Genomic DNA, 12456 nt, shown 5'->3' with positions numbered 1-12456 from the left:
TCTTTTGATCTTTAAAAGCAAAAGATCGCGAGGCAAGCTCGCTCCTACAGTAGGGGGCAAGCTGTTAGAACTTCACCTCGGGGGCTTTGTCGGCATTCGGGGTGGTGGCTTCGAAGGTCGCACGCACCGGCAAGTCGCTGTACATCACTGCATGCCACAGGCGACCGGGGAAGGTGCGAATCTCAGTGTTGTAGCGTTCAACCGCGAGAATAAAGTCCCGACGGGCCACGCTGATGCGATTTTCGGTGCCCTCAAGTTGCGACTGCAACGACAGGAAGTTCTGGTTGGACTTGAGGTCCGGGTAACGCTCAGACACCACCATCAAACGGCTCAAGGCCCCGGTCAGCTGGTTCTGCGCATCCTGGAACTGCTTGAGTTTTTCCGGGTTGTCCAGGGTGCTGGCATCGACCTGAATCGAGGTGGCCTTGGCCCGCGCCTCAATCACTGCCGTGAGGGTCGCCTGTTCTTGCTTGGCCGCACCCTTGACCGTCTCGACCAGGTTGGGGATCAAGTCGGCACGCCGCTGGTACTGGTTCTGCACTTGCGACCAGGCCGCCTTGACCTGCTCATCCAGCGTCGGGATGGTGTTGATCCCGCACCCCGCCAGCACGCTGCTGAGGGCCAGCAATGCGACAACCTTCCAGCCCATCCGTTTTACGCTCTGTATGTGCATGCATCGACACTCCGTTTTAATTCCATTGCGTTCATTGACCCGCCAACCCGCTTAAAACTCCCTGACCGCGCGCCAATATCTCCCGGCACCACTGGATTGCGCACGGCGAATCAGCTAAAAGACTGCATCCTGCGCAGGAATACTCACTTTAACGATAGGATATTTCCTTAAGTTAAGTAGCTCATGCGCCTTTCCCAGAACAATATCGCTACGAAAGCGCGGGCCTCCCTTCGCGTTCACCGAGCGGCCGCGTAGAAGAATCTCATGAGAAACCTGTGTTTGCTGGGCCTGGCCATCAGCCTGGCCAGTCCTTCGGTATGGGCCCAAACCCCGACAGCGCCGCTCCCGCCCAAAGACGTTTTTGTCGCAGACCTGATGAAGCAGATGACTGAAGCCGAAAAAATCGGCCAGTTGCGCCTCATCAGCATCGCCACCGACATGCCGCGCGAACTGATCCGCAAGGAAATCGCGGCCGGGCACATCGGCGGCACTTTCAACTCGGTGACCCGCGACGAAAACCGGCCTATGCAAGACGCTGCCATGCGCAGCCGCCTGAAGATCCCGATGTTTTTTGCCTACGACGTGATTCACGGCCATCGCACGATTTTCCCGATCAGCCTGGGCCTGGCGGCCAGCTGGGACATGGACGCCATAGCCCAGAGCGGGCGTGTTTCTGCCCAGGAAGCCAGCGCAGACGGCATCGACATGACCTTTGCGCCGATGGTCGATATAGCCCGCGACCCGCGCTGGGGCCGGACCTCGGAAGGTTTTGGCGAAGACACCTATCTGGTCTCGCGCATCGCTGACGTCATGGTCAAGGCTTATCAGGGCCTCTCCCCTGCCTTGCCCGGCAACATCATGGCCAGCGTTAAACACTTTGCACTGTACGGCGCTGTTGAAGGAGGACGGGACTACAACATCGTCGACATGAGCCCGACACGCATGTTCCAGGACTACCTGCCGCCCTACCATGCTGCGATAAAAGCCGGGGCTGGCGGGGTGATGGTGGCGCTCAACTCGATCAACGGCGTGCCGGCCACCTCCAACATGTGGCTGATGCAAGACCTGCTGCGCAAGGACTGGGGCTTTAAAGGCGTGGCCATCAGCGACCACGGCGCGATTATCGAGCTGATCAAGCATGGCGTGGCCAAAGACAACCGCGAAGCTGCCAAGCTGGCGATCAAGGCCGGTATCGACATGAGCATGAACGACAAGGCGTACGGCGAAGAGTTGCCGGGCCTGCTGAAGTCGGGCGAAGTGCCGCAGAGCGATCTGGACAATGCCGTACGTGAAGTGCTCGGGGCCAAATACGACATGGGCCTGTTTGCCGACCCGTACCTGCGCATCGGCAAGGCCGAAGATGACCCGGCCGACACCAACGCCGAAAACCGCCTGCACCGCCAGGAGGCCCGCGACGTGGCACGCAAGAGCCTGGTGTTGCTGAAAAACAACAACCAGACCCTGCCGCTTAACAAGCAGACACGCATTGCCCTGGTCGGCCCGCTGGCCAACTCCAAGGTCGACATGCTGGGCAGTTGGTCCGGCGCCGGGGTGCCTGCACAATCGGTGACCGTGTATGAGGGCCTGCAAAAGGCCATGGGCCAGCAAGGTTCAGTCACCTATGCGCGGGGCGCGAACATCTCCGACGATCCGAAAATCGCCGAGTACCTGAACCACATCAACACCGGCGGGATCGACGTCAAAGACGACCCACGCCCGGCCCAAACAATGATCGACGAAGCGGTCAAAGCCGCGCAGCACGCTGATGTGGTCGTCGCCGTGGTGGGTGAGTCGCGCGGCATGTCCCACGAGTCATCTAGCCGCACCTCGCTGGACATTCCCGATAGCCAACGCGCCTTGATCAGCGCACTTAAAGCCACCGGCAAACCTTTGGTACTGGTGCTGATGAACGGCCGCCCGCTGTCGATCGAGCAGGAACAGGCGCACGCCGATGCGGTGCTGGAAACCTGGTTCAGCGGCACCGAAGGCGGTAATGCCATTGCCGACGTGCTGTTCGGTGACTACAACCCGTCTGGCAAGCTGCCGATCACCTTCCCACGCTCTGTTGGCCAGATTCCTAGCTACTACAGCCACCTGAGCATTGGACGGCCCTTTACGCCGGGCAAGCCGGGCAACTACACCTCGCAGTACTTCGACGCCGAGAACTCACCGCTGTACCCGTTCGGCTATGGCCTGAGCTATACCGACTTCAGCCTGTCGCCGGTTACGCTGTCGTCGAAAACGTTGAAGCCCGGGGGCACTCTCACCGCCAGCGTCACCGTCAAAAACACCGGCAAGCGCGATGGCGAGACGGTGGTGCAGTTGTACCTGCGTGACGTCACCGCCTCCATGGCCCGCCCGGTCAAAGAGCTGAAGAACTTCGAAAAAGTCATGCTCAAGGCAGGCGAGCAGAAAGTGGTGCGCTTTACCCTCAGCGAAGACGACCTGAAGTTTTACAACGCGCAATTGAAGTACGCCGCCGAGCCGGGCGAGTTCGACGTGCAAATCGGCCTCGATTCACACAACGTGCAGCAAAACAGCTTCGAATTGTTGTAACCACGCGCAATAACCGAAAAGGTCTGCAAGGGCCTTTTCGGCCCCTCTTTCGAGCATTTTGTGCTTGACCTTTATGATCTTTGCGCCCGCCTGAAAATGCGTTCGGACAGGGCTGTTTTTTGTGGTAGGGTTCGCGCCCTCAAAATTCAGACGGCTCGATTGGGTGCTGAAAAATTCAGTGACAAGCGGTTCAATCCAGCGTCTATGCGGCCTACATGGTTTATCAACCCTTCATACACACTTTACGCACAGAGTTATCCACAGGCCGTACATTGCACAGCGCCACTAAAACGCATATCTTGTATCTGTCGCGCCAAAAACACCTACATATAGGGTTTTAGGCCAATAACCCAACACAACTCAGACGAGAATTTCAAGCCCTTTTCTCGCGCCTGTCGGGTTAAACCAAACGCAGTTCTCAAAGTCCAAACCGCTCATGCGGATGGCAACCGTTTTCCGGCTCCACAGCAGGAAAGCGGCCCGGGTGTTGCAGTAAAAATACTGTCACCCACGAGGAATACGGTTTGAGGCTGCACGCACAGACCAAGACTTCGGCACGGAAGCGGCTTAACCCCCCCTTTCTGTACGTCCCGAGGTTGTTATGCCCGGTTCATGATCGGTTGTAGTGCTTCAGGACGGAACGGTGGGCCCCCAAAAGGAGCCCAAATAAACATAGAGAATGTGGAGACACCCCCCCATGCAAACCGACACAGCTCGCGAGAACTCGCAGGGTTCCGATTCAAATCTGGATCTGTCTGCGACCGCGCCAGGCCAATTGCGCGTGATCAAACGTAACGGAACCGTGGTTCCTTACACCGACGACAAGATCACCGTCGCCATCACCAAAGCGTTTCTCGCAGTTGAAGGTGGCAATGCTGCTGCCTCGTCACGAATCCACGACACCGTTGCGCGCCTGACTGAACAAGTCACCGCGACCTTCAAGCGTCGCATGCCATCGGGTGGCACCATCCACATCGAAGAAATCCAGGACCAGGTTGAACTGGCCCTGATGCGCGCCGGCGAGCAAAAAGTCGCGCGTGACTACGTGATCTACCGCGACTCGCGCGCCAAAGAACGCGCCACTCGCGCCCCGGCCGAAAGCGCCGTGGTTGCTCACCCGACCATCCGCATCACCCGCGCCGACGGCACGTTCGCGCCGCTGGACATGGCCCGCCTGAACACCATCGTCAGCGAAGCCTGCGAAGGCCTGGCAGAAGTCGACGGCGACCTGATCCAGCGCGAAACCCTGAAAAACCTCTACGACGGCGTGGCCCTGAGTGACGTCAACACCGCCCTGGTGATGACCGCCCGTACCCTGGTTGAGCGTGAGCCCAACTACTCGTTCGTGACCGCCCGCCTGCTGATGGACACCCTGCGCGGTGAAGGCCTGGGCTTCCTGAACGTTGCCGAAAGCGCCACCCACCACGAAATGGCTGACCTGTACGCCAAGGCACTGCCGGCTTACATCGCCAAAGGTATTGAGTTCGACCTGCTGAACCCGGTGCTGGCCACCTTTGACCTGGAAAAACTGGGCAAGGCGATCAACCACGAGCGCGATCAGCAGTTCACCTACCTGGGCCTGCAAACCCTGTACGACCGTTACTTCATCCACAAGGATGGCGTGCGTTTCGAACTGCCGCAGATCTTCTTTATGCGCGTGGCCATGGGCCTGGCGATCGAAGAGAAGCAAAAAGAAGACCGCGCCATCGAGTTCTACAACCTGTTGTCGTCGTTCGACTACATGGCCTCGACCCCGACCCTGTTCAACGCCGGTACTCAGCGTCCTCAGCTGTCCAGCTGCTACCTGACCACCGTGCCGGACGACCTGTCGGGCATCTACCACGCGATCCACGACAACGCCATGTTGTCCAAATTCGCGGGCGGCCTGGGCAACGACTGGACCCCGGTCCGTGCTTTGGGTTCGTGGATCAAAGGCACCAACGGCAAGTCCCAGGGCGTGGTTCCGTTCCTCAAGGTTGTGAACGACACCGCCGTCGCCGTAAACCAGGGTGGCAAGCGCAAAGGCGCTGTCTGTGCCTACCTGGAAACCTGGCACATGGACATCGAAGAGTTCATCGAGCTGCGTAAGAACACCGGTGATGACCGTCGTCGTACCCACGACATGAACACCGCCAACTGGATCCCTGACCTGTTCATGAAGCGCGTCTTCGATGACGGCAAATGGACCCTGTTCTCGCCGTCCGAAGTACCGGACCTGCACGACCTGACCGGCAAGGCCTTCGAAGAGCGTTACGAGTACTACGAAGCCCTGACCGAGTACCCGGGCAAGGTCAAACTGTTCAAGACCATCCAGGCCAAAGACCTGTGGCGCAAAATGCTGTCCATGCTGTTTGAAACCGGCCACCCATGGCTGACCTTCAAAGACCCGTGCAACCTGCGCAGCCCGCAGCAGCACGTGGGCGTGGTTCACAGCTCGAACCTGTGCACCGAGATCACCTTGAACACCAACAAGGACGAGATCGCTGTATGTAACCTGGGTTCGATCAACCTGCCTAACCACATCGTGGACGGCAAGCTGGACACCGCCAAGCTCAAGCGCACCATCGACGTCGCCGTGCGCATGCTCGACAACGTGATCGACATCAACTACTACTCGGTGCCGCAAGCGCGCAACTCGAACTTCAAGCACCGTCCGGTCGGCCTGGGGATCATGGGCTTCCAGGACGCGCTGTACCTGCAGCACATCCCTTATGCCTCGCAAGCGGCTGTCGAGTTTGCCGACAAGTCGATGGAAGCGGTCAGCTACTACGCGATCCAGGCGTCCTGCGACCTGGCTGACGAGCGTGGCGCTTACGAGACGTTCCAGGGTTCGCTGTGGTCCAAAGGCGTGTTGCCGCTGGATTCGCAACAGATCCTGATCGAGCAGCGTGGCCAGAAGTACATCGACGTTGACCTGAACGAATCCCTGGACTGGGCACCGGTTCGCGCCCGTGTACAAAAAGGCATTCGTAACTCCAACATTATGGCCATCGCACCGACCGCCACCATCGCCAACATCACTGGCGTGTCGCAGTCGATCGAACCGACGTATCAAAACCTGTACGTGAAATCCAACCTGTCGGGCGAATTCACCGTGATCAACCCGTACCTGGTTCGCGACCTCAAGGCTCGCGGTCTGTGGGATTCGGTCATGATCAACGACCTGAAATACTACGACGGTTCCGTGCAGCAGATCGAACGTATCCCGCAAGAGCTCAAAGAGCTGTATGCCACTGCGTTTGAAGTTGACACCAAGTGGATCGTTGACGCAGCCAGCCGTCGTCAGAAGTGGATCGACCAGGCTCAGTCGCTGAACCTGTACATCGCCGGCGCATCGGGCAAGAAGCTCGACGTCACCTACCGCATGGCCTGGTACCGTGGTTTGAAAACCACCTACTACCTCCGTGCCCTGGCGGCGACCAGCACCGAGAAGTCCACCGTTAACACGGGCAAGCTCAACGCAGTATCGAGCGGCAAAAACAGTGAAGACGTAGCAGCAGCGCCTGCTGGCCCGGCCCCCGTGCCAAAAGCCTGCGCGATTGACGAGCCGGATTGCGAAGCTTGCCAATAAGCTGAATGGCCAGGCGGCTTGACCGCCTGACTAAAAACCCCCGTTAAGCCCTGGATACAGTTGGGTTTAGCGGGGGTTTTGTTTTTTGGGGCTATCACCCAAGCTATTAACGGCTTACACGCTTACGTTGTTCAACTGTCAGAACTATCAACACGCAGGCATTAAAAAAAATAACCGAAGCGACGATGCTATCGACTGTTATTTTAAAAAAAACACTTTGGATAAGCACCGCAAACGCGGGTGCTGCAGATAAACCTATTGTAGTGAGCGATGCACCTAACCACGCAATTGCGAACTGCAGGGAAACCTGAATCAAGAACATAAAAGACGACAGCAACACCACATCAACCCAAGCGACCTCGATCGTTGAAAACAAATCAAATTTTAGACACAGACCAAAACAGCAGAACACCACCAAAATACTCCGTAAAGCATTAACCTTTATTGGAGACTGCTTGAGAACACCGAGCCTCGCTGACACGCGCGTGTTTATATAAATAGCTATACCGCACAATATAGACAAGACAACACCAGCATTAATACTAGCCCCGGAACCACTTGCTCCGGAGACTGCAATACCACCTCCAGCACTGGCTATAAAAACGGCACTTAAAACGACAAGAATCGAAAGCAAGATATTGAGTACACTTAACCGAACACCCTGCGTAAAGGGCAATATTATCGCCCCCACAGAGACCGCAATTGAGGAAAAAGCCCCCGGAAGCAAATATTTAATAGCCCAAAAACCAGACGCCCAGCTTAGCAACGTAAAAAAAATTATTAATCCATACAAATAGACACAACGGACAAAGCCTGCACGCTGTCTAAAATCAGTCACCACACAACTGAATTTAACGCCTGAGCGCAACCAGTCCCTCAGCATCAAACCGGCCAAAGAAATCAATGACAGCAACGAGAAGCAAAACATCAAGACAAACGGATCAATCTCACGATACAAGAAATACGCCGAATAGATCATCCTAAAAGCATCGCCGCTCAAAAACACTAACAACGCGACTACGCCCCCCACCGCGGCACCTTTATATTGCAATTTCACATCCTTCTACCATTTCCTGACACGATTTAATTAACGACCTCCCATAAGCCGTAAGCTCTGCATGTTCATAGACAACCCCTAGCGTCTGAAAAAACTTATCCTTAAATGAAGCATCATTACCACGCTCATTATAATTAGTTCTCACCTTACTAAAATCCAAAGCACCCGGATCAGCTTTATATATTCTTTCAAACACATAAATAGTTCGCGCCAGCACAAAGGCAGCATGATAAATAGCGCTGAGTGGTCTAGCCTGCTTACGAAAGGGAGTTGGATACAATCTGTCATTATGATTTTCAAAGAGCGGATCATGCACCCAATGCGCATATAATAAATTGTGTGCTGACTCGTGAACAACGTGCTCTATGTACCTAGAGACAGTATCGTGCACTGAACACGACCCGACATAAATCATACCCAAGGCATTAAAATTAGTTCCCGCCCGACAATATCCAGACTGAAAAATTCTAATCTCATCCACGACCTGCGCCATTTCAGCATACAACGCATCGTCCGCACACCTAATAATGTCAAGCGCATGAATCATCAAACGCCTGGATGCCAGAAATTCACCCTCACTACCAATCTCCTTTGGCAAAGCAACATTGGCATCCGCGTCTTCATAAGTCTTTCTAATATCTGAATAGACGACAGAACTGCATATTTCATTTTGCAACCCCGACGACATTAAAAAGGGAAGCACCTCCAGATTAGAGTGGCGCTCGCAACTTGAAAAACATAATAACCTTTCACTTAAACTCTTGCTAACCTCCTCTCCACGCACGTAGTAACTTATCAACGTTTCATGGGCTGCAAAAAAGAAAGGAGGCGCTTTAGGGCAGTTACGATACTCTGAAATCAACCCAAAAAAACGGCTGTCTTCCTGACCAATAGATCTCAACAAATATTCAAAACTTGCCCACAACCTCGCCGAAACATTTTCGAACAGTGTAGTCGCCACCAGCACATAAGGAGCAGCACTAATAGTGTACATCGCGGACACCTCGTTATTTTTTTATAAAAAACGCCGATTCAACACCCACCACTACAACATTCGGGACGCCCAATTTCATCACGTGCAGCGAAGCACAATGCCCAAGTAACAGCCGGGCAACAGACTCTGCCACACCGTTACCGAGCAGCGCCTCAAATGCATATCCATAGGCAAGACGAACACTGGCATTAAAATCTTCGTTCACGCCCATAAAATAAACGAAGCCCCCCACATTAATATGCAAGCAACTGTGCAGCGGTTGACTGCATTTATCTACAGAAAATACAATTTCACCGGACACTTCAATACCCGAGCCGCCCACCTCACCCACACACTGATTAAAATGAATATCTCCCATATAAAAGAACGCGTTGTCATGGGCAACAGGTAAAAACAGGGTGGCTCCCTTTTTAAAAAAGGTGCAGTCGACGTTGCCGCCATATTCATCAGCGTCAATCGATGACAAACCCTCCCCCTTGCCCACTGGGTCAGAGCAACGAATACACCCGATCATCAACTCCTGCCTGACTGAAAGCAGGTTCAACCCTGTGTCGCTTTGGCTCACAGGAATGCCACGATCTCCAGTAATCTGCCAACAAACGACCTCCTCTCCCACCACAGGCTGGCTGTATTTTTCATTTATAAATTCTGGCAATATGCCTTGCGAAGACAACCCAACATTCCGAGTAATTCGGATATCCAAGACTGTTATGGCAAGCACATCACCACACTTGCTTCCCTCTAAGAAATACGGACCTGACAACGGATTAAAGTAAGTGCTGACACGATCCAGGCACTCATCAAACCCTAAGTTATCAATCGTTCTCGTCGCGTACGCACTGCCTGGTTTCAAAGAATAGAAATCACTCTCTCGCCCTGAAAACGACTGATAATATTTTTTCTGCCGTGGCAGATCCTCTACTTCACTTATGAATTTCATTTTCCTTTACGACAATTGAGTGTACGAGCCCATATTCAACAGCCTCTTCTGCACTCAGCCAAAAATCTTTATCCGTATCGATTCTGACTTTTTCAATAGGCTGCCCTGTCGCATCAGAAAAAATCCTGTTAAGTCTTTCTTTCATCTCTATAATTTCTTTTGCATACGCGTCAAAATCCATCGCTTTACCTTGAAAACCACCCGAGGGTTGATGAAGTAAAAAACGGGTATTGGGCAATGAATAACGATTTTCTTTATCCGCAGCGACATAGATAAGTGCACCCGCACTTGCCACCCAGCCCGAGCCAATGGTGATGACCACCGGCTTAATAAAGCGTATCGCATCAAATATCATATCCCCTGACTCTACATGCCCCCCAGGCGAGCTAATAAAAACAATAATTGGCTCATCACTCATATAGGCAAGCGCATGCAGTTGCTGCACGGCATCCTTGGCCATTTTTGTATTGATCTCTCCTGTAATAAATATTTTTCTTGCCGCAATCGTGCTGTCTAACAACTTGAAACTTAACGAATCCATCCCTCCCGACTCACGATCCTTCTTCTCACTTAAATGGGGCATCACACATGACCTCTCAGGAAAATCACTGTCAGATAAGACTCAATTTTTTAATCATGCCTTCCATTATCCATTCACTGTCTTCCCCCTCCTCAACATCAACACCCTTCTCCTGCAAGTAACGAACATACTCATGACAATAAGCGCTCCCGCCCAACTTATCGAAGCACTTTAGTGCATGCACGGCAAAGTCATACGACTTGTAAACACAATGGAAAATACAGGCCAACTTAACCAGACGATTCGAAACACCCCAAAATTCATCATCATCGAACCGATGAAAATAAAATGCATCAGCCCATAACCATTGATTGATCCCATTTACCGAACTGCCGCCTACTTTCACGCCACGAGGTGATCGAGTACCGTAGCCGGTAAAACAGTGAAATGTGAAGTCGCGCTCAGCTAAAAAAACATCTACATCACGAAACAAAGGCTGCCCTACATATTTTTCTACAAAAGAAACTTCTATGTGTACACCCAAGAGATTTTTTATATTTTTACCTCCTGACTTTAAGACCTCCAACTCATACCCTTGCACATCGATATCAAGATAATCGAAATGTGCATCAGAGAACACAACATCGAACCCATAGGTCTTAATAGCATTTACCTTCTCAACCCTATAAAAAAACTCCATGCCGGAATAGAACTCCAGACATGCTTTATTGGGAGCCAACATCGATGAACACGAGGCTAATTGACAGACATGCATCTCATGGACACCCCCATCGCCGATCGCCACATTGTGGATCTTATCGATTGCTCTATTCGTCAACCACTTATTAGCCTTAGCATCCGGCTCCACTGCCGTTACGACACAGGCATTACTATCTACTAACGCCTCATAATGAAACCCCTCCGGAACAGCACGGGCACCTACGTCAATTATTTTTATCTTGTTTGCGGACAGGTCAAACGGAAATTTCATAAAGAGCCTCATATACGGAAACATGCAGGCGTGCCTGCCTCATAAAAGACACGCCTGCAAACCATGAGAAGGACTTGTCCTAATTTGTCACTGCCAGAACGACCTTTCCATTTTTCCCATTCAACCCAAATATTTTTTTCAGGTCAATTTCTTGAACAGCGGGTACTTTTTTGCTTTTACATTTGCTAGCCATAACGCACCTCATAAATTTTAGTTATGCAGCGGTACATTTACGCAAATTACAAATAAAGCTATAACTCACTATGCAAGCAAGGTCAAAATATCACGATCAATTTCAGACATTTCCTACACTCACACTTACCCACTAAACTTCAAGACAGAAGTTAAATTTCTTACAGAAAAATCTCACCCCCCTCATGAAATATAGTTAACCATCACCCTAAACCCTTATAGCTCTTGCCTTTAATACAACTCTTTATGAAATCTTTTATTAAACGTACAAGAGCCGAGCTACTGCGATGGTATTTACACAGCCTTTTGTTCAGGCGGGCTGCAAACGCCAGCTCACCACATTCATCAGGTCGCAGCCATCACGCAGCAACAGCATGGCCGTGGTTGCCAGGTGTTTGAGGTCGACCGCGTCGGCCTGCTCCATCTCGCGGCAGGAAAAGGTTTCCATCAATTGGGTAACCGCCAGCACACGGGCCATGGCGTTGGCATGCAACACATCCAGCGGCGCGTTGCGGTCAATCAGTAAGGCGGGAATGGTGCAGTCGATCGCGGTTAACGGGATGTAGGGGGATGCAGTCATGAGTAAAGCTCCTAAATGTCAGATTTGAGCCAACCACTCTCGTCGCCAAACGAAAATAGGTGGCCACTGTGCGCGGGTTGGCGAACCGGTAACATTTAGGAAAACCCGGCAGACCCGAAGATCTCCCACGCACAGCTGCCATAAAGCAACGCAAGCAAAATACACGCTCCGCCGCATATAACAACCGCATGCCAGCTAAATGTTGCCCAAGTCGCCAAACCCGGTCGCCCAAACGGCGAGCAACGACTATAGGCGTCGCCCCCTTGGCCCGGCAATTGGCAAACCTGTGCGAAACATCCGGGAAAATCGTGAGCCACTTGACCCTGTCACCCCCTGTAGGAGCGAGCTTGCCTCGCGATCTTTTAAAAGGATCAAAAGATCG

Annotated in this window: 9 protein-coding genes; 2 read left to right on the top strand and 7 right to left on the bottom strand. The window is 52.6% G+C overall.

Features of this window, described 5'->3' with window-relative positions:
• Window positions 1-64: 64 nt before the first annotated feature.
• A complete protein-coding gene (locus GHO41_RS11490; protein ID WP_048370634.1) occupies window positions 65-673 on the bottom strand; it encodes a LemA family protein in 609 nt (202 codons plus the stop codon).
• A gap of 264 nt (window positions 674-937) precedes the next feature.
• On the opposite strand from GHO41_RS11490, the gene bglX reads away from it, so the two are divergent.
• Both bglX and GHO41_RS11480 read left to right on the top strand, forming a co-directional pair.
• Complete coding sequence (bglX, locus tag GHO41_RS11485; RefSeq protein WP_153433627.1) at window positions 938-3229, top strand: beta-glucosidase BglX; 2292 nt, start codon at window positions 938-940, stop codon at window positions 3227-3229.
• 697 nt (window positions 3230-3926) lie between these two features.
• Entirely contained in the window at window positions 3927-6800 is a 2874-nt protein-coding gene (locus GHO41_RS11480) for a ribonucleoside-diphosphate reductase subunit alpha (RefSeq protein WP_048370638.1), read from the top strand.
• A gap of 106 nt (window positions 6801-6906) precedes the next feature.
• Here GHO41_RS11480 and GHO41_RS11475 read toward each other — a convergent pair whose 3' ends face one another.
• The 6 genes from GHO41_RS11475 to GHO41_RS11450 all read right to left on the bottom strand — a co-directional run bounded on the left by GHO41_RS11475 (window position 6907) and on the right by GHO41_RS11450 (window position 12074).
• Window positions 6907-7851 (bottom strand): hypothetical protein, encoded by a 945-nt coding sequence (locus tag GHO41_RS11475; RefSeq protein WP_153433626.1) that lies wholly within the window; start codon window positions 7849-7851, stop codon window positions 6907-6909.
• Window positions 7841-8851 carry an HEXXH motif-containing putative peptide modification protein gene (locus GHO41_RS11470; RefSeq protein ID WP_153433625.1) on the bottom strand — a complete coding sequence of 337 codons (1011 nt, stop codon included), beginning with the start codon at window positions 8849-8851 and terminating at the stop codon, window positions 7841-7843. The genes GHO41_RS11475 and GHO41_RS11470 overlap by 11 nt, the downstream gene beginning before the upstream one ends.
• Before the next feature lie 13 nt (window positions 8852-8864).
• Window positions 8865-9791, bottom strand: coding sequence for an acetamidase/formamidase family protein (locus GHO41_RS11465; protein ID WP_153329516.1), 927 nt, complete (start codon window positions 9789-9791; stop codon window positions 8865-8867).
• Complete coding sequence (locus GHO41_RS11460) at window positions 9775-10374, bottom strand: ATP-dependent Clp protease proteolytic subunit (RefSeq protein ID WP_153391096.1); 600 nt, start codon at window positions 10372-10374, stop codon at window positions 9775-9777. Before GHO41_RS11460 ends, GHO41_RS11465 begins: the two co-directional genes overlap by 17 nt.
• Window positions 10375-10402: 28 nt before the next feature.
• Window positions 10403-11302 (bottom strand): FkbM family methyltransferase, encoded by a 900-nt coding sequence (locus GHO41_RS11455; RefSeq protein ID WP_178126500.1) that lies wholly within the window; start codon window positions 11300-11302, stop codon window positions 10403-10405.
• Window positions 11303-11804: 502 nt separating this feature from the next.
• Window positions 11805-12074, bottom strand: coding sequence for a hypothetical protein (locus GHO41_RS11450; protein ID WP_048370650.1), 270 nt, complete (start codon window positions 12072-12074; stop codon window positions 11805-11807).
• Window positions 12075-12456 lie beyond the last annotated feature (382 nt).

Source organism: Pseudomonas sp. FSL R10-0399, from assembly GCF_009600165.1.
Classification (GTDB): Bacteria; Pseudomonadota; Gammaproteobacteria; order Pseudomonadales; family Pseudomonadaceae; genus Aquipseudomonas; species Aquipseudomonas helleri.
This window is presented reverse-complemented; position numbering and strand designations above follow the sequence as displayed.

Bases quoted from the DNA above. Each gene is read 5' to 3' on its own strand.
- GHO41_RS11465 (WP_153329516.1), bottom strand. From the start codon at position 9,791: ATGAAATTCATAAGTGAAGTAGAGGATCTGCCACGGCAGAAAAAATAT.
- GHO41_RS11450 (WP_048370650.1), bottom strand. From the start codon at position 12,074: ATGACTGCATCCCCCTACATCCCGTTAACCGCGATCGACTGCACCATT.
- GHO41_RS11455 (WP_178126500.1), bottom strand. From the start codon at position 11,302: ATGAAATTTCCGTTTGACCTGTCCGCAAACAAGATAAAAATAATTGAC.
- bglX (WP_153433627.1), top strand. From the start codon at position 938: ATGAGAAACCTGTGTTTGCTGGGCCTGGCCATCAGCCTGGCCAGTCCT.
- GHO41_RS11470 (WP_153433625.1), bottom strand. From the start codon at position 8,851: ATGTACACTATTAGTGCTGCTCCTTATGTGCTGGTGGCGACTACACTG.
- GHO41_RS11480 (WP_048370638.1), top strand. From the start codon at position 3,927: ATGCAAACCGACACAGCTCGCGAGAACTCGCAGGGTTCCGATTCAAAT.
- GHO41_RS11490 (WP_048370634.1), bottom strand. From the start codon at position 673: ATGCACATACAGAGCGTAAAACGGATGGGCTGGAAGGTTGTCGCATTG.
- GHO41_RS11460 (WP_153391096.1), bottom strand. From the start codon at position 10,374: ATGCCCCATTTAAGTGAGAAGAAGGATCGTGAGTCGGGAGGGATGGAT.